The sequence below is a fragment of the Mycobacterium sp. 852002-51613_SCH5001154 genome (assembly GCF_001667425.1).
Classification (GTDB): domain Bacteria; phylum Actinomycetota; class Actinomycetes; order Mycobacteriales; family Mycobacteriaceae; genus Mycobacterium.
In genome coordinates, this window is sequence record NZ_LZII01000043.1 from 23,437 (window position 1) to 40,887 (window position 17,451).

Annotated in this window: 14 protein-coding genes and 1 tRNA gene; 8 read left to right on the forward strand and 7 right to left on the reverse strand. The window is 68.9% G+C overall.

Going from position 1 to position 17,451, the window contains the following annotated elements; all coding sequences use genetic code 11:
- Nucleotides 1-62 precede the first annotated feature (62 nt).
- Both A5750_RS10960 and A5750_RS10965 read left to right on the forward strand, forming a co-directional pair.
- Nucleotides 63-551 carry an inorganic diphosphatase gene (locus A5750_RS10960; protein WP_066955591.1) on the forward strand — a complete coding sequence of 163 codons (489 nt, stop codon included), beginning with the start codon at nucleotides 63-65 and terminating at the stop codon, nucleotides 549-551.
- 64 nt (nucleotides 552-615) lie between these two features.
- Nucleotides 616-1,308: a hypothetical protein gene (locus A5750_RS10965; protein ID WP_066955594.1), complete on the forward strand. Its 693-nt coding sequence runs from the start codon at nucleotides 616-618 to the stop codon at nucleotides 1,306-1,308.
- On the opposite strand, the gene A5750_RS10970 is transcribed toward A5750_RS10965, so the two are convergent.
- Nucleotides 1,305-2,384, reverse strand: coding sequence for a DUF475 domain-containing protein (locus A5750_RS10970; RefSeq protein WP_067262879.1), 1,080 nt, complete (start codon nucleotides 2,382-2,384; stop codon nucleotides 1,305-1,307). The two genes, A5750_RS10965 and A5750_RS10970, sit on opposite strands and share 4 nt — an antisense overlap.
- Nucleotides 2,385-2,476: 92 nt before the next feature.
- Here A5750_RS10970 and A5750_RS10975 point away from each other — a divergent pair, with 92 nt between their 5' ends.
- The 3 genes from A5750_RS10975 to A5750_RS10985 are packed head-to-tail and all read left to right on the forward strand — an operon-like array spanning nucleotide 2,477 to nucleotide 4,817.
- Nucleotides 2,477-3,754 carry a hypothetical protein gene (locus A5750_RS10975; RefSeq protein ID WP_066955597.1) on the forward strand — a complete coding sequence of 426 codons (1,278 nt, stop codon included), beginning with the start codon at nucleotides 2,477-2,479 and terminating at the stop codon, nucleotides 3,752-3,754.
- Between the two features lie 23 nt (nucleotides 3,755-3,777).
- Nucleotides 3,778-4,479, forward strand: coding sequence for a glycosyltransferase family 2 protein (locus A5750_RS10980; protein ID WP_067262717.1), 702 nt, complete (start codon nucleotides 3,778-3,780; stop codon nucleotides 4,477-4,479).
- Nucleotides 4,476-4,817, forward strand: a complete 342-nt coding sequence (locus tag A5750_RS10985) for a DUF2304 domain-containing protein (protein ID WP_066955604.1) — start codon at nucleotides 4,476-4,478, stop codon at nucleotides 4,815-4,817. The genes A5750_RS10980 and A5750_RS10985 overlap by 4 nt, the downstream gene beginning before the upstream one ends.
- On the opposite strand, the gene A5750_RS10990 is transcribed toward A5750_RS10985, so the two are convergent.
- Complete coding sequence (locus tag A5750_RS10990; protein WP_156659636.1) at nucleotides 4,814-5,758, reverse strand: NAD-dependent epimerase/dehydratase family protein; 945 nt, start codon at nucleotides 5,756-5,758, stop codon at nucleotides 4,814-4,816. The genes A5750_RS10985 and A5750_RS10990 overlap by 4 nt on opposite strands.
- On the opposite strand from A5750_RS10990, the gene A5750_RS10995 reads away from it, so the two are divergent.
- Entirely contained in the window at nucleotides 5,724-7,532 is a 1,809-nt protein-coding gene (locus A5750_RS10995) for a hypothetical protein (RefSeq protein WP_231989172.1), read from the forward strand. The two genes, A5750_RS10990 and A5750_RS10995, sit on opposite strands and share 35 nt — an antisense overlap.
- A 96-nt stretch (nucleotides 7,533-7,628) precedes the next feature.
- Here the strand turns inward: A5750_RS10995 and A5750_RS11000 are convergent.
- Together A5750_RS11000 and A5750_RS11005 are read right to left on the reverse strand one after the other, a co-directional pair.
- Nucleotides 7,629-7,704 (reverse strand) — tRNA-Thr (locus A5750_RS11000).
- A gap of 54 nt (nucleotides 7,705-7,758) precedes the next feature.
- On the reverse strand, nucleotides 7,759-8,967 hold the full coding sequence (locus tag A5750_RS11005; RefSeq protein ID WP_066955610.1) for a DNA polymerase III subunit delta': 1,209 nt from the start codon (nucleotides 8,965-8,967) through the stop codon (nucleotides 7,759-7,761).
- A gap of 106 nt (nucleotides 8,968-9,073) precedes the next feature.
- On the opposite strand from A5750_RS11005, the gene A5750_RS11010 reads away from it, so the two are divergent.
- Entirely contained in the window at nucleotides 9,074-10,747 is a 1,674-nt protein-coding gene (locus A5750_RS11010; RefSeq protein WP_231989174.1) for an adenylate/guanylate cyclase domain-containing protein, read from the forward strand.
- 6 nt (nucleotides 10,748-10,753) lie between these two features.
- Here the strand turns inward: A5750_RS11010 and topA are convergent, their stop codons facing one another.
- From topA to cspA, 3 genes are all read right to left on the reverse strand, one after another.
- Nucleotides 10,754-13,552, reverse strand: a complete 2,799-nt coding sequence (gene topA / locus A5750_RS11015) for a type I DNA topoisomerase (RefSeq protein WP_066955615.1) — start codon at nucleotides 13,550-13,552, stop codon at nucleotides 10,754-10,756.
- A 193-nt stretch (nucleotides 13,553-13,745) separates the two neighbouring features.
- Nucleotides 13,746-14,336, reverse strand: coding sequence for a hypothetical protein (locus A5750_RS11020; protein ID WP_066955618.1), 591 nt, complete (start codon nucleotides 14,334-14,336; stop codon nucleotides 13,746-13,748).
- Nucleotides 14,337-14,479: 143 nt separating this feature from the next.
- Complete coding sequence (gene cspA, locus A5750_RS11025; RefSeq protein WP_066955621.1) at nucleotides 14,480-14,683, reverse strand: cold shock protein CspA; 204 nt, start codon at nucleotides 14,681-14,683, stop codon at nucleotides 14,480-14,482.
- Between the two features lie 257 nt (nucleotides 14,684-14,940).
- Between cspA and A5750_RS11030 the strand changes: the two genes are divergently transcribed.
- Nucleotides 14,941-17,271 carry a DEAD/DEAH box helicase gene (locus A5750_RS11030; protein WP_066955624.1) on the forward strand — a complete coding sequence of 777 codons (2,331 nt, stop codon included), beginning with the start codon at nucleotides 14,941-14,943 and terminating at the stop codon, nucleotides 17,269-17,271.
- Nucleotides 17,272-17,451: the final 180 nt, after the last annotated feature.

Consider the following 17,451-nt stretch of genomic DNA (forward strand, 5'->3'; position numbering starts at 1 on the left):
GACTAGGGTGATCCCCGACGCAGACGGACCACCGCGATACGCCCAGATCTAAGGAGCACACAGTGCAATTCGACGTGACCATCGAAATTCCGAAGGGCCAGCGCAACAAGTACGAGGTCGACCACGAGACCGGCCGGGTGCGTCTGGACCGCTACCTCTACACCTCGCTGGCCTACCCCACCGACTACGGCTTCATCGAGGACACACTGGGTGAGGACGGCGACCCACTGGACGCCATGGTGCTGCTGCCGCAGTCTGTGTTCCCGGGCGTGATCGTCGAGGCGCGCCCCGTGGGCATGTTCCGGATGGTCGACGAGGCCGGGGGCGACGACAAGGTGCTGTGCGTGCCGGCTGGCGACCATCGGTGGGACCACATCCAGGACATCGGCGACGTGCCCGAATTCGAACTGGACGTGATCAAGCACTTCTTCGAGCAGTACAAGGCGCTGGAGCCGGGCAAGTTCGTCAAGACCGCCGACTGGGTCGGCCGCGCGGAGGCCGAAGCCGAGGTTCAGCGTTCGGTCGAGCGGTTCAAGTCGAACGGGCACTGACCGCTTACCTGCGGTAACGCTCGTGGCATAACCGCACGCCGATTTCCGGTGGCATCCTGGCGATGTGACCCCGGTGCTGCATTTCGCCACCAATTTCTGGTGGCTGGTTTTCCCGCTGGGCGGTGCGATCGGCGGCGGCCTTCGGGCCATAGCCGCCGCGAATGAGCGTCGGGCCGAGCGTCGGCTGGAACGATATCGGCTGAAGCAGCAGGCCAAGATCGCGGTGGCCGAGGCATCGGGCCGGGCACGGACCAACGACGAAAGTGATCGGCGAGAGATCGCCAAACTCGTTGCGGCGCATGACCGTACCGACATCCGGTGGTTCGACTACGAAGTCGATATCGCGCGATTGCTGGATTTCCCGATGATGACCGATATGCGGGCCCCGCTGACCATCGCGTTCCATCGGGCGAAGCGGCACGCGGATTTGCTGCGGCCCGAACCGCCCGAGAGCCTGGTCGGCAACCGGGACGCGTTGGTGGAATACCGCGACGCCGTCCACGAGTACATCAGTGCGTTCGAGATCGCCGAGGCCGAGGCGATCCGCCGGCGTCGCAGCGACTTCTCTGCGGACGAGCAGCAACGGATGGCGCGGGCCCAGAGCTTGCTGCACCTGGCGCAGGACGAGGCGGCCACCCGCGACGAACGACAGAATGCCTACGCGCGGGCGAGCAAGGAACTCGACGGCCTGATCGTGCTGCCGGCCCCCGCAAGAGCCGGCATCGAAAGGCGCATCGCGGGCCAGATCGAGGCCTAAGCGGCCGACGCGGCCTTTGCGTTGCGCCGATTGCGCAGCACGCTCCAGCTCAGCGCCGCGCCGATGAACACCACTCCCACCGACGCGGTGATCGCCTCGGGAACCTGGTATCGCGGGTTGACGGAGAGCAGCATTATCACGGCAAGCACCCCGATCGCCCAGTGTGCGCCGTGCTCCAGGTACACGTAGCGGTCCAGCGCATCCTGCTTCACCAGGAAGATGGTGATGGACCGGACGAACATCGACCCCACCAGTCCGAGGCCCAGCGCGATGACGATCGGGTCCGACGTGATCGCGAATGCGCCGGTGACCCCGTCGAACGAGAAGGCGGCGTCGAGGACCTCGAGATACAAGAACAACGTCAAGCCGGCCTTGCCGACCGCCGTGCCGGCCGACGCCGCCTCGAGGTCCGGCGGGCGAAACGCCCGACTGAGACCGTTGACGACCAGATAGGTCACCAGGCCCAGCAGTCCCGCGGTGAGCACCGTCTGGCCCTCGTCGGTGGAGTGCGTCAATCGCGTCCCGACGAGCACCAGCGTCACGACGGCCACCGCCACCGATACCTGCCCCAGCCGCCCGATGCGGGCGAACGGAGCCTCAATCCACTTGAGCCATTTGATGTCTCGGTCGTAGACGATGAAGTCCAAAAACAGCATCAGCAGGAACGTCCCGCCGAACGCCGCGATCTGTGGGTGCGCGGCGACGATCAGCTTTTCGTAGCTGGGCGAGCCATCGGGGAACTCCAGCGCGCCGTGCGGCGGCGGGTGCAGCGCCAACTCCATCGCCCGGACCGGATCGAGGTGCGCGGTGGCCCAGACGATCAGCAAGGGGAAGATCAGCCGCATCCCGAACACGGCGATGAGAATCCCGACGGTCAGGAACATCTGCCGCCAGAACGGGCTCATCTGCTTCAGAATCGCGGCGTTGATGATGGCGTTGTCGAACGACAGCGACACCTCGAGGGTGGCCAGCACCAGCAGGAGAAAGAGGTCCTTCAGGCCGCCGTGGGCATACCCGACCGCGAGGGCCGCGATGCTGACCAACAGCGAGATCCCGAAGATGCGCAAGGCGGCCAAGGTGTCCTTTCCGACAGCCGCCCACGATAGCGAACCCCGGTCGCCGCCACCGACCAGCATCCACGGCCACTTACTATTTTCGAATTGTGGCCATGCCCGAAGTCGGCGGTACCCAAGCCTCCACTGGCGCCGGTCCGATCACGCGCGGCAGCGTGGCCCGGGTCGGCGCCGCGACGGCGCTGACCGCCCTGTGCGGTTACGCCGTGATTTACCTGGCCGCCCGTGACCTGGCGCCGGGCGGCTTTTCGGTATTCGGGGTGTTCTGGGGGGCATTCGGCCTGGTCACCGGCGCCGCGAACGGGTTGCTTCAAGAGACCACCCGGGAGGTCCGCTCCAGCCGCCACCTCCCGGCGGCCTTGCCGGGCGGAGACGAACCCCGGACCCATCCGCTGCGGGCCGCCGCGCTGGTCGGCCTGGGCGCGGCCGTGGTGATCGCCGGTAGCTCGCCGCTCTGGAGCGGGCGGGTATTCGTCGAGCAGCGCTGGCTGTCGGTGGCGCTGCTCAGCGTCGGGCTGGCCGGGTTCTGCGTGCACGCCACCCTGCTGGGCATGCTGGCCGGCACCGATCGGTGGACCGGGTACGGGGCGCTGATGGTGACCGACGCCGTCATCCGGGTGACCGTCGCCGCGGCCACCGTCGTGCTCGGCTGGCGCCTGGTCGGCTTCCTGTGGGCCACCGTCGCGGGCGCGGTCGCCTGGCTGATCATGCTGGTGGCGTCGCCGTCCGCGCGGGCAGCCGCCCGAATGCTGACGCCCGGTGGCGCCCAGACCTTCCTGCGCGGGACCGCCCATTCGATCACCGCCGCGGGCGCGAGCGCGATTCTGGTCATGGGTTTTCCGGTGTTGCTCAAGCTGACCAGCAACGAGCTGGGAGCCGAAGGCGGGGTCATCATCCTCGCCGTGACGTTGACGCGGGCGCCGCTGCTGGTGCCGCTGACCGCCATGCAGGGCAATCTGATCGCCCATTTCGTCGACGCGCGCAGCAATCGGGTTCGTGCCCTGATCGCGCCGGCAGGGATCATCGGCGGCATCGGTGCGGTCGGCGTGGTGGCCGCCGGGATCGTGGGCCCGTGGCTGCTGCGGGTCGGCTTCGGGCCGCAGTACCAGGCCAGCGGCGCGCTGCTGGCCTGGCTGACCGCGGCCGCGGTGGCGATCGCCATGCTGACGCTCACCGGCGCCGGCGCGGTAGCGGCGGCGCTGCACCGGGCGTACTCGCTGGGCTGGGTCGGCGCGACGGTGGCGTCGGGGTTGCTGCTACTGCTGCCGCTGCCGCTGCAGACGCGGACCGTCGTCGGCCTGTTGTGCGGTCCGTTGGTGGGAATCGGTGTTCATCTGGTGGCGCTCTCGCGCGCCGAGCGCTTGACCGGCTGATCCTGGCTAACCTTGTGGGCTAGATGGTTACTGACTCCAAATACTCGGGCGCCTGGATCGTCATCCCCGCCTTCAACGAAGCCACCGTCATCGGCGAGGTGGTCGCCGATGTGCGCTCGATCTTCGACAATGTCGTCTGCGTGGACGACGGCAGCACCGACGGCACCGGCGAGGCGGCCAGGCGGGCCGGTGCTCATCTGGTGCGGCATCCGATCAACCTGGGCCAGGGCGCGGCCATCCAGACCGGCGTCGAATACGCCCGCAAACAGCCTGGGGCGCAGGTGTTCGCCACGTTCGACGGCGACGGGCAGCATCGGGTCAAGGATCTGGCCGCGATGGTGGACCGGCTTTGCGCGGAGGACGTCGACGTGGTCATCGGGACGCGGTTCGGCGCGCCCGGTGGCACCCGGCCGCCGTTCGTGAAGCGGCTGGTTCTGCAGACCGCCGCGCGCCTGAGCCGTCGTGGTCGCCGACTTGGCTTGACCGACACCAACAATGGGTTGCGGGTCTTCAACAAGAAGGTTGCCGACGGACTGGATATCACCATGAGCGGCATGAGCCACGCCAACGAGTTCACCATGCTGATCGCCGAAAACCATTGGCGCGTTGTCGAACAACCGGTCGAGGTGCTCTACACCGATTACTCCAAGTCGAAGGGACAGCCGCTTCTCAACGGCGTCAACATCATCTTCGACGGGTTCCTGCGAGGGAGGATTCCAAGATGAACTGGATCCAGGTGCTGCTGATCGGGTCGATCATCGCGCTGCTGGTCTATCTGCTGCGGTCGCGGCGGAACGCGCGGTCCCGGGCCTGGGTCAAGGTGGGCTACATCGTCTTCGTGCTGGCCGGTGTCTATGCCGTGCTGCGGCCCGACGACACCACGGTCGTGGCGCAGTGGTTCGGGGTGCGCCGCGGCACCGACCTGATGCTGTACGCGCTCGTGATGGCCTTCTGCTTCACCACGCTCAGCACGTATATGCGGTTCAAGGACCTGGAACTGCGATATGCCCGGCTCGCCCGCGCCCTGGCGCTCGAGGGCGCGCAGGCGCCCGAACACAGCTAGACCGTCTGGCCGCTGCGGAAGTACTCGACCGTGCGGCGCACGCCGTCGTCGAGCCGGACCTGCGGACGCCACCCCAAAACCCGTTCGGCCAAACCGATGTCGAGGCACGACCGCCTCAGGTCGCCCAGGCGGTCCGGATGAAACTCCGGGTCGTCGGGCCCCCCGACCGCCGCGGCCACGGCCGAATGCAGTTGCCGGTCCGAGGTTTCCATTCCGGTGCCGATGTTGAACCGCTGGCCGCCGCCGGCCTCCCCCGCGGCCTTGACGAAGGCGTCCACCACGTCGTCGACGAACACGTAGTCGCGGGTCTTGCTGCCGTCGCCGAACACCTTGGTGGGCTTACCCGACAGCAGCGCCTGGGCGAAGATCGCCACGACGCCGGCTTCGCCGTGCGGGTCCTGCCGCGGTCCGTAGACGTTGGCCGGAGCGATGTGCGAGCAGTCCAGGCCGTAGAGGTGGCGGAAGGTGTTCAGGTAGATCTCGCCCGCCACCTTTCCCGCGGCATACGGCGAGGCCGGGTCGGTCGGCACCGTCTCGGGCGTCGGGTACACCGGCGGGGTGCCGTAGATGGATCCGCCCGACGAGGTGTGCACGATCTTGCGCACCCCCGTCCGCCGCGCCGCCTCCGCCACGCGCACCGTACCGATCACGTTGACCGAGGCGTCGAATTGCGGGTCGGCCACCGAGTGCCGCACGTCGATTTGAGCCGCCAGGTGGAACACCACCTCGGGCCGGTGCTCGTCGAGGATGGCCTGCAGATCGGCGGTGACGATGTCCGCCTCGACAAAGACGTGCGCGGGGTTGTCGGCCAGGTGCTCGAGGTTGGTCGCGCGACCGGTGGCGAAGTTGTCCAGCCCCACCACGGTGTGGCCGTCGGCCAGCAGACGGTCGACTAGCGTCGACCCGATGAATCCGGCTGCCCCGGTAACCAGTGCGCGCACCGGCCCACCATACATACTGGCCCTGGCCGCGGCGCTGATCGCCATTCAGCTGGGCATACGCGCGGTGCTGGCGTTCGGCGGCTATTTCTACTGGGACGACCTGATCCTCATCGGGAAGGCCGGCACCCACAACCTGCTCTCGCCGGCGTACCTGTTCGACGACCACGACGGCCACGTCATGCCGGGCGCTTTCCTGCTCGGCGGCGCCATCGTCCGGCTGGCTCCGCTGAACTGGACCGGGCCGGCGATCAGCCTGCTGGTGCTGCAGCTGCTGGCCTCGCTGGCGCTGCTGCGCGCCCTGTACGTCATCCTCGGCCGGCGGCCGGTGCTGCTGGTCCCGCTGACCTTCGCGCTGTTCACCCCGTTGGCGGTACCGGGGTTCGCGTGGTGGGCGGCGGCGCTGAACTCACTGCCGATGCTGGCGGCGCTGGCATGGGTGTGCGCCGACGCCATCCTGCTGGTGCGGACGGGAAACCAGCGCTATGCGATAACCGGGACGCTGGCCTACTTCGGTGGGCTGCTGTTCTTCGAGAAGGCGGCGGTCATCCCGTTCGTCGCGTTCGCGGTGGTAGCGCTGCTGCGTCACGTCGACGGCGACCGGGCGGCGCTGCTGACGGTGTGGCGCGCCGGGCGGCGGCTATGGGTAGCGACGCTGGCGCTCACCGCGGGCTGGATCGCGCTCTACCTGGCCGTCGTCAACCAAGGCCGGTGGAGCTCGGACCTGGCGATGACGGCGGACCTGCTGGCGCGATCGATCACGCACGGCATCGTCCCCGGGCTTGCCGGGGGCCCGTGGCACTGGGACCGGTGGGCGCCGGCCTCACCGTGGGCCACGCCCCCGCCGCTCGTGATGGCGCTCGGCTGGCTGGTGCTGGGCGGCACCGTGGCGGTCTCGCTTGTGCGCAAGCAGCGCATCGTACCGGTGTGGCTGACCGCGGCCGGCTACGCCGTCGCCTGCCAGGTGCCGATCTATCTGATGCGCTCGTCGAAGCTGACCGCGCTGGAACTCGCCCAAACCTTGCGCTATTTCCCGGATCTCGTCTTCGTGTTGGCGCTGCTGGCCGCCGTCGCGTTCTGCGCGCCGAACCGGCCCGCCGCGCCGCGCTGGCTGGACGCCTCACCCAGACGCACCGCGGCGACGCTGGGTGTGACGGCGTTGTTCGTGGCCAGCAGCCTGTATTCGACGGCGACCTTCTTGATCAGCTGGCGGGACAACCCGGCCCAGCGCTATCTACAGAACGCCCGGGCCGATCTGGCCGCGGCGCACGCGGCCTCCACGGCGCCGCTGCTGGACCAAGAGGTCGATCCGCTGGTGCTGCAACGGGTGGCGGCGCCGGAGAACCTGGCCAGCCACCTGTTCGCCCTGCTGCACGACCGGCCCGAATTCGCCTCCGCCACAACTCAATTGCGCATGCTTGACAGCTCGGGCCGACTGGTCAAGGCGCGGGTGACCTGGGTGCGGACCATCGTGCCCGGCCCCATGCCGCAGTGCGGCTACTTCGCGCAGCCGGACAAGCCGGCGCGCCTGGTCCTGGACGGCCCGCTGCTGCCCGCCGACTGGAGCGTCGAGCTCAATTACCTGGCCAACAGCGAGGGAACGATGACGCTGGCGCTGACGCAGGGACCCGACGTCAAGGTCCCCGTGCATCCCGGGCTCAACCGGGTCTTCGCCCGGCTGCCCGGCGCCGGGGACGCGATCACCGTGCGCGCCAACACCACCGCGCTGGCGTTATGCGTCGCGTCGGGTCCGGTGGGGTTCCTGGCGCCGGCCTAGCCGCGCACTCGCCGAGCCATCGGCACCGACGGTCACGCCGGCGTGGCGCTGGACGCCGAACGTCGCCCTGGCGTGATGCTGGGTGGAGAAGAATTGTGGAGCCGCCTGGGGGAATCGAACCCCCGACCTATTCATTACGAGTGAATCGCTCTACCGACTGAGCTAAGGCGGCACACCCTCACGCCGGGCGGCACGAGTCTACGGCAGGCGGGCGGGCGCGACGAAATTAATCGCGCAGTTCCTGGCCAAAGGTGGCCACCATGGCGTCGACGGCGAACTTGGGCTTGACGTTGATCGCCAACGCCTCGCGGCACTCCAGCACCGCCTCGATGCAGCGCAGCAACCGCTGCGGCGGGGCGTGGGCGGCCAGCGCCGCCACCCGATCGGCCATATCCGGATGATTGGGCCGCACCGAGCCCGCGCCCGACGAAACCATGAGCGCGTCCCGGAAATAGTTCGCCAAGTCGATCAGCGCCCGATCCAGCGCGTCGCGTGAGGCCCGGGTTTGACGCGACTTCTGGCGCCGTTCCAGGTCTTTCATCGCGCCCGTGGCGCCCCGCATCGCCCCGGCGGTGCCCTTACCCGTGCCGCCGGCGCCCAGCGCCGTACGCAACTCCTCGGTCTCGGCCTCGGCGCGGTCCGCCGTGAGCACCAAGGCCTCGGCTTCGGCCGCGGCCACCAGCTCCTCGGCGGCGGCGTACGCCCGCGACGGCGTCGCGGCGTCGCGCACCAGCGCCAGCGCCCGCTCGCGGCGTTCCCGGGCCTCGGAATCGGTGGCCAGCCGGCGCGCCCGGCCCACGTGGCCGCCGCTGACCGACGCCGCCCAGTTCGCGGTGTCCGGAGTCAAGCCGTCGCTCTCGATCAGGACGCGCGCGATCGCCTCGGTCGGCGGGGTGACCAGCGCGACGTGCCGGCAGCGGGAACGCAACGTGATGGCGATGTCCTCGGGATCCACCGACGGCGCGCACAGCAGGAACACGGTCGACGGCGGCGGCTCCTCGACGACCTTGAGCAGCGCGTTGGCGGCGCCCTCGGTGAGCCGGTCGGCGTCCTCGATCACCACGATCTGCCGGTGCCCGGTGGCCGGACGCCGGGACGCGATCTGCACGATGGCACGCATCTCGTCCACCCCGATGGACAGCCCTTCGGGGATCACCCGGCGCACATCGGAGTGGGTGCCGGCCATGGTCGTCGTGCACGCCCGGCATTGCCCGCACCCCGGTTCCCCATCGGAGGTGCACTGCAGCGCGGCGGCGAAGCACAGCGCCGCGACCGAGCGCCCCGACCCGGGGGGACCCGTGATCAGCCATGCATGTGTCATAGTCCCGGCGCCCGCTTCGCTGTGAACCAGATCACCGCGCGCCGCCCTCGCGGCGGCGAGCAGTTCGGCCGTCACCACGTCCTGGCCTACCAGCCGCGTAAACACCCCGGACATCACGGGTAACAGTAGCCACCACCGCCGACATATACCGATCGGCCACCGTATTGGGACAATCCCGTTACATTTCGGCTCTTTTCGGCCCGAATGGGGGCCCGCCGAGATCGTTGTAAGTTTCCGACAAGTCCCTGCTGACCGATACGGTGGGATCGTGGCAACAGCGGGAGCACTGCCCGGGCGGATCAGCGCATTCGTCCGGTGGGTGGTGCGTACCCCGTGGCCGTTGTTCTCGCTGAGCATGCTCCAGGCCGACATCATCGGCGCCCTGTTCGTGCTGGGCTTCCTGCGTTACGCCCTGCCCCCCGAGGATCGCATCCAGTTGCAGGATCTGCCGGTCCTGAATCTGGCGGTCTTCGCGACCGCGCTGGTGGTGCTGTTCCTGGCCGGCTGGATGGTCAACCTGAAGCTGCTGATGCCGGTCTTCCGCTGGCAGCGCCGCGACAACCTGCTCGCCGAGGCCGACCCGGCCGCCACCGAGCTGGCGCGCAGCCGCGCCCTGCGAATGCCCTTCTATCGCACGCTGATCAGCATGGCGGCCTGGTGCATCGGCGGCGTGGTGTTCATCATCGCCAGCTGGTCGGTGGCCCGATTCGCCGCTCCCGTCGTCGCCGTCGCCACCGGGCTCGGCGCCGCGGCGACCGCGATCATCGGCTACCTGCAGTCCGAGCGGGTGCTGCGGCCGGTGGCCGTGGCGGCCCTGCGCAGCGGCGTGCCCGAGAACGTGCAGGCGCCCGGCGTCATCCTGCGGCAGATCCTGACGTGGATGCTGTCCACCGCCGTCCCGGTGCTGGCCATTGTGCTGGCGGTGATGGCGGACAAGGCATCCCTGCTGCACGCCACGCCGGAGAAGCTGTTCACCCCCATCCTGTTGCTGGCGCTGGCAGCGTTGGGCATCGGCTTCGTCAGCACCCTGCTGGTGGCCATGTCGATCGCCGACCCGCTGCGCCAGCTGCGCTGGGCGCTGTCCGAGGTGCAGCGCGGAAACTACAACGCGCACATGCAGATCTACGACGCCAGCGAGCTGGGCCTGCTGCAGGCCGGCTTCAACGACATGGTGCGTGACCTGTCCGAGCGGCAGCGGCTGCGCGACCTGTTCGGCCGCTATGTCGGTGAAGACGTCGCGCGCCGCGCCCTGGAACGCGGCACCGAGCTGGGCGGTCAGGAGCGCCACGTTGCGGTGCTGTTCGTCGACCTAGTCGGCTCCACCAAGCTGGCCGCGACCCGCCCGCCCGCCGAGGTGGTCCACCTGCTCAACGAGTTCTTCCGCGTGGTGGTCGAAACCGTGGGCCGGCACGGCGGTTTCGTCAACAAGTTCCAGGGCGACGCCGCCCTGGCCATCTTCGGTGCGCCGATCGAACACCCCGACGCTTCCGGCGGGGCGCTCGCCGCGGCGCGCGAGCTGCACGACGAGCTGCTCCCGGTCATCGGGTCGGCGGAGTTCGGCATCGGCGTCTCGGCGGGCAGGGCGATCGCCGGGCACATCGGCGCGCAGGCCCGCTTCGAATACACCGTGATCGGCGACCCGGTCAACGAGGCCGCTCGGCTGACCGAGCTGGCCAAGCTCGAGTCCGGCCACGTGCTGGCGTCGGCGATCGCCGTCAGCGGCGCGCTGGACGCCGAGGCGTTGTGCTGGGACGTGGGCGAAGTCGTCGAGCTGCGGGGCCGCACCGCCCCCACTCAGCTGGCCCGGCCGGTCAAGCTGGCCGGAGTCACGGACTCCCAGCCCGTGCGGGCCCCCGAAGAGGTGCACAGCGAGTCGATCGGTCCGGGCTACTAGCCCGGGCTAGCTGCTGCGCTTGGCGGCCTTCTTGGCCGGGGCCTTCTTGCGGGCGGCCTTCTTCGCGGGACGCTTCACCGGACCACGGGCCCGCCGATCGGCCAGCAGTTCGGCGGCGCGTTCGTCGGTGATCGACAGGACGTCGTCGCCCTTGCGCAGGCTCGCGTTCGTCTCGCCGTCGGTGACGTAGGGACCGAATCGGCCGTCCTTGATCACCATCGGCTTGCCGGTCGCCGGGTCGGCGCCCAGCTCCCGCAACGGTGGCGCGGCCGCGGCCTGCCTGCCGCGGCGTTTGGGTTCGGCGTAGATCTTCAGCGCCTCGTCGAGCGTGATCTCGAAGATCTGGTCCTCAGTAGCCAGTGAACGAGAGTCGGTGCCGCGCTTGAGGTATGGGCCGTAGCGGCCGTTTTGTGCGGTGATCTCCTCACCCGTCTGCGGGTCCACGCCGACCACCCGGGGCAGCGACAGCAACTTCAGCGCGTCCTCGAGGGTGACGGTCTGCAGGTCCATGCTGCGCAGCAGCGAGCCGGTGCGCGGCTTGGGTCCCGTCGGCTTCTTCCCCTTCTTGGCCGGGGCGCCGCCTTCGTCGTCTTCCGGTGGCGGCGGGAGGATCTCGGTCACGTAGGGGCCGTACCGGCCGTCCTTGGCGACGATCTCGTGACCAGTCTCCGGGTCGACGCCCAACGCGCGTCCCTCTTGCGGCGTGGCGAACAGCTCCTCGGCCACCTCCAGGGTCAGCTCGTCCGGCGTCAGCGAATCGTTGAGATTGGCGCGCTGCGGCCCGAGCTCACCCTCGTCGTTGGTCACCATGCGTTCCAGGTAGGGCCCGTTCTTGCCCACCCGGACGTACACGGGGCGACCCTGATCGTCGTCAAACAGCTTGATGGAGTTGACTTCTCGGGCATCGATGCCTTCGAGGTTGACGCCGACGAGCTTCTTCAGGCCGCCGGAGCGCGCCACCGAATCGGCCACTCCGTGGTCGCCGCCGAAGTAGAAGCGGTTGAGCCAGTCGGTGCGCCGCTCCTGCCCCGAGGCGATCGCGTCGAGCTCGTCCTCCATCGCGGCGGTGAAGCCGTAATCGACCAGCCGGCCGAAATGGCGCTCCAGCAAACCGATTACAGCGAACGCGACCCACGAGGGCACCAGGGCGCTGCCCTTCTTGTGCACGTAACCGCGGTCCTGGATGGTCTTGATGATCGACGAGTACGTCGACGGCCGGCCGATGCCCAGCTCCTCGAGCGCCTTCACCAGCGACGCCTCCGTATAGCGTGCCGGCGGGTTGGTGGCGTGGCCGTCGGGCGTCAGCTCGATGGCGTCCAGCCGCTGGCCCTGCGTCAACTGCGGCAGCCGGCTCTCGGCGTCATCGGCCTCGCCGCCGGCCAATTCGTCGACGGTCTCCACGTAGGCCTTCAAGAAGCCGGCGAAGGTGATGGTGCGCCCGCTGGCGCTGAAGACGACCTGGCGGCCGTCGGATTCGCCGTTGATCCGCAGGCTCAGCGTCGTCCCGCGCGCGTCGGCCATCTGCGAGGCCACGGTGCGCTGCCAGATCAGCTCGTAGAGCCGGAATTCGTCGCCGTCGAGCTCGCGGCGCACCGCGTCCGGGGTGGCGAAGGTCTCACCGGCGGGCCGGATCGCCTCGTGCGCCTCCTGAGCGTTCTTCACCTTGCGGGTGTACTGGCGCGGCGACGGGGAGACGTACTCCTCGCCGTAGAGCTGCCGCGCCTGCGTGCGCGCGGCGTTGATGGCCGACTGCGACAGCGTCGTCGAGTCGGTACGCATATAGGTGATGTAGCCGTTCTCGTAGAGCCGCTGGGCGATGCTCATGGTGCGCTCCGAGGAGAACCGCAACTTGCGGCCGGCCTCCTGCTGCAGCGTCGACGTCATGAACGGCGCGTAGGGCCGGCGGGTGTAGGGCTTCTCCTCCACCGAGGCGACCGACAGCTGCGCCCCGTGCAGCCCGCTGGCCAGCTCGGTCGCCCGGGCCTCGTCCAGCACGGTCACCTCGTCGGCCTTGCGCAGCTGGCCCAGCGAGTCGAAGTCGCGGCCGGTGGCAACGCGCAGGCCGTCGACGCTGGTCAGCCGGGCGGTGAAGGTCGGCGGTGCGGCCTGCGGGTCGGACACGCTGGCGTCCAGCCGGGCCAGGATGTCCCAGTAGGAGGCGCTGCGGAACGCCATGCGGTCGCGTTCCCGCTGCACGATGATGCGTGTGGCCACCGACTGGACCCGCCCCGCCGACAGCTTCGGTGCCACCTTCTTCCACAGCACCGGGCTGACCTCGTAGCCGTACAGCCGGTCCAGGATGCGGCGGGTTTCCTGCGCGTCGACCAGGTCGATGTCCAGGTCACGGGGGTTCTCGGCGGCCTCCAGGATCGCCGGCTCGGTGATCTCGTGAAACACCATCCGCTTGACCGGGACGTTCGGCTTCAGGGTCTCCAGCAGGTGCCAGGCGATGGCTTCGCCCTCGCGGTCACCATCCGTGGCCAGGTAGAGCTCGTCGACGCCCTTGAGCAGGCCCTTCAGCTCGCTTACGGTGCTCTTCTTCTCGGGGCTGATGATGTAGAGCGGCTCGAAGTCGTGATCCACGTTGACACCGAGGCGGGCCCACGGCTCCGACTTGTATTTCGCCGGCACGTCGGCCGCGGCGCGGGGCAGGTCGCGGATGTGGCCACGCGAGGATTCGACGATGTAGTTGGAGCCCAGGTAACCGGCCAATTTGCGCGCTTTGGTCGGCGACTCGACGATGACGAGTCGCCTACGGCTCCCAGCCCGGCCGCTCTCGCGGTCCTTGAGATTCGGGTCGGCCAACTACGCTTACGCTCCATCCTTGATCCCGGCCCCCCTGCGAGGCCGCCCCGCAGAAGAATGACAGGCCGGCGTCAAAAATTCCGCGGAAATTCAGATACGCCAGCGTTCCTTCGCCCTCGGGCACCTGACAATTTCGCACCCTGAGGCGCGACTGCGCAAACCGGCCGCCGGAAACACAAATCTTTTTCGACGGTTATACCCGCGGCCACACCGATGACGCGTCGACGCCGTCGGGGGCGTCCCCCACGTTCTCTACCAGGCGCGATAGCCGGCGACGGCCGCTGATCCGCAGTGCCGGCCTGCCGCCGCGGGTGCCGATCAATGTGGGGGCGATTCCGACCCGCATCAAAGCCGACGCCAGTGGGGAATGGGTATCGGGCGCGTGGGGATCCAGGCCCAACAGGTAATGGTCGCCCTCGGGATGACCGGCCGCCAGCGTCCAGGCCCGCAATTCCCGCGGCCCGGGCAGCCAGCGCGGCGGCACCGTTTTGACCGCGCCGCGCGTCCATTCGGCGGCCAAACTCACCAATGCGGCGGTGACCGCCGTCCGCACCAGCGGGGTGTCCTCGTCGGTGTGGCCGATCTCGGGCTCCAGCCCCGCTTCGCGGATCATCTCGGCCAGCGCGGCGGCCCGCCAGGCCTGGTCCACCACCACGGAAAGTCGCGCGCCCTGCGCCCCCGGACCGCCGACCATGACGATCTGACCGGAAGCCGCCAGCACCCCGGAGAGATCGGCTACCGCGGGCGGCACCGACTCCGCTGTGAAGAAGGAAAGCTGGCTCACGCCACCGACAGTAGGCCAGGTCGACCATCCGCGTCTTGAGGCAACCGGCGCGGCGGCGCTTCGGGACCGGACGGAATACGAAAACCCCCCGACGGGCCCGCTGGGCGGGACTGCACGGGGGGTTCGTGGAAGACCTGCTCCGGTTAAGCGGGGCGGACTCCGGTGGCCTGGGGGCCCTTAGGGCTGTGGCCGATTTCGAACTCGACCTTCTGGTTTTCTTCGAGGGTACGGAAGCCCGAACCCTGGATCTCCGTGTAGTGGACAAAAACATCTGCGGAACCGTCTTCGGGGGCAATGAACCCGAAGCCCTTCTCCGCGTTGAACCACTTCACAGTTCCCTGTGGCATCTCTCGATCTTTCCTTTTCTTCTGGGTGCGGGGCACCGCCTGCCGATGCCCCGGGCCTGGTACGACCGCCATACCTCGCTCAGTCGCCGGAACTTCACCCGACCGATTAACCTCGCAGGAACCGCGGCCGCAACGTCGATCCTGCGAAAGTTTGCACGAACACAGAAGCTGCGACCGCGAATAGTCAACCATGTTCATCGCTTCGGCGACAGACTTGCGTCTTGGACTCATTCCAAGCCGATCCCAGGAGGGTGCGAATGGCGAGTTTCGGCAGCGACCTGCTCGCCGCCGCGCTCGCCGGTACCGACGCCGACGAGCATCCACTGCGGCACGTCGCCGAACTGCCGCCACGAAGCGGCCGTCCGCACAGTTGGCCGGGTTGGGCCGAGCCGGACGTGGTGCGCGCGTTCACCGACCGCGGGGTGATTTCGCCCTGGTCACACCAGTCGGCCGCCGCGGAACTGGCGCACGCCGGCCGTCATGTGGTGGTGAGCACCGGGACCGCGTCGGGCAAGTCATTGGCGTATCAGCTTCCCGTTCTCAATGCGCTGACCATCGATCCGCGCGCCCGGGTGTTGTATCTGTCCCCGACGAAGGCGCTGGGCCACGACCAGTTGCGGGCCGCGCACGCGCTGACGGCCGCCGTTCCACGGCTGCATGACGTGGCGCCCACCGCCTACGACGGCGACAGCCCCCCGGAAGTCCGCCGGTTCGCGCGGGAGCGATCCCGGTGGCTGTTCTCCAATCCCGACATGATCCATTTGTCGATTCTGCGCAACCATGCCCGCTGGGCCGTGCTGCTGCGCGGTCTCCGCTTCGTGATAGTCGACGAATGCCATTACTACCGTGGGGTTTTCGGCTCCAACGTGGCGATGGTGTTGCGGCGGTTGCTGCGGCTGTGCGCGCGCTACTCGTCCGCGCCCACGGTCATCTTCGCCAGCGCGACCACCGACGAACCGGGCGCGACGGCCGCCGAGCTCATCGGGCTACCGGTCGAGGAGGTCACCGAGGACGGTTCGCCGCAGGGCGCCCGGACGGTCGCGTTGTGGGAACCGGCGCTGCGCGCCGACCTGCTCGGTGAGAATGGCGCGCCAGTGCGTCGCTCGGCCGGAGCGGAGGCGGCGCGGGTGATGGCCGACCTGATCGCCGAAGGGGCGCAGACGCTGACGTTCGTGCGGTCGCGCCGCGCCGCTGAGTTGACGGCGTTGGGCACGCAGGCGCGATTGGACGAGATCGCCCCCGGGCTCTCCGGCAAGGTGGCGTCGTATCGGGCCGGGTATCTCGCCGAGGACCGCACCGCGTTGGAGCGGGCCCTCGCAGAGGGCCGGTTGCGCGGCCTGGCCACCACGAACGCCCTGGAGTTGGGTGTCGACATCGCCGGGCTGGACGCGGTGGTCCTCGCCGGGTTCCCGGGCACGGTCGCCTCGTTCTGGCAGCAGGCCGGCCGGTCGGGCCGGCGCGGGCAGGGCGCGCTGGTGGTGCTGATCGCCCGCGACGATCCGCTGGACACGTATCTGGTGCACAATCCCGCCGCGCTGCTGGGCAAGCCGGTCGAGCGGGTGGTGATCGACCCCGCCAACCCCTACATTCTGGGGCCCCAACTGCTCTGCGCCGCAACCGAAATGCCACTCGACGAGGCCGAGGTGCGCGACTTCGGGGCAACCGAGGTGGCCGAGGGTCTGATCGACGACGGACTGCTGCGGCGGCGCAACGGCAAGTACTTTCCCGCGGCAGGCCTAGAACCGCATGGGGCGGTGGACATCCGGGGGTCGTCGGGTGGCCAGATCGTCATCGTGGAGGCGGACACCGGGCGGCTGCTGGGCAGTACCGGTGTCGGTCAGGCCCCGGCATCGGTCCATCCGGGCGCCGTCTACCTCCATCAAGGGGAGAGCTATGTCGTCGACTCGTTGAACCTCGAGGATGCGATCGCCTTCGTGCACGCCGAGGACCCCGGGTACGCGACGTTTGCGCGGGAAATCACCGACATCACCGTCACCGGTACCGGCGAACGCACGCGGTTCGGGTCCGTCACCCTGGGTCTGGTGCCCGTCACCGTCACCCACCAAGTGGTGGGGTATCTGCGTCGCCGCCTTTCCGGTGAGGTGATCGACTTCATCGAGTTAGACATGCCGGAACACACGCTGGCGACTACCGCGGTCATGTACACCATCACCGAAGAGGCCTTGCTGCGCAAGGGGATTGATGCGCCGCGGATCCCCGGATCACTGCACGCCGCCGAGCACGCGGCGATCGGCCTGCTGCCGCTGGTGGCCAGCTGCGATCGGGGCGATATCGGCGGCTTGTCCACCGCGGTGGGACCGGACCCGGCCGGTCTGCCCAGTGTCTTCGTGTACGACGGGTATCCGGGCGGCGCCGGGTTCGCCGAGCGCGGTTTTCGCCAGGCGCGTACCTGGCTGGGAGCGACCGCCGCCGCCATCGAGGCATGTGAGTGCCCCCGGGGTTGTCCGTCCTGCGTGCAGTCCCCGAAATGCGGCAACGGCAACGACCCCCTCGACAAGGAGGGTGCGGTGCGGGTGTTGCAACTGGTCCTCACGGAGCTGCCGCACGTCGAGCAATCCGGCGGATGACGACCGACCCCTCGACGGTCGACCCCACGGATGCCAGCTGACGGGCCAACGGACGCTCATCGGTGAGCGGCGACACCCCGACCTCGCGGGCGCAGCAGCAAACTACCAAGGCCACAACAACATTGGCAAGTTTCACCGGCTCACCGGCGGGGCGACGCTGAAGGCCCGCGGACGGCGCCG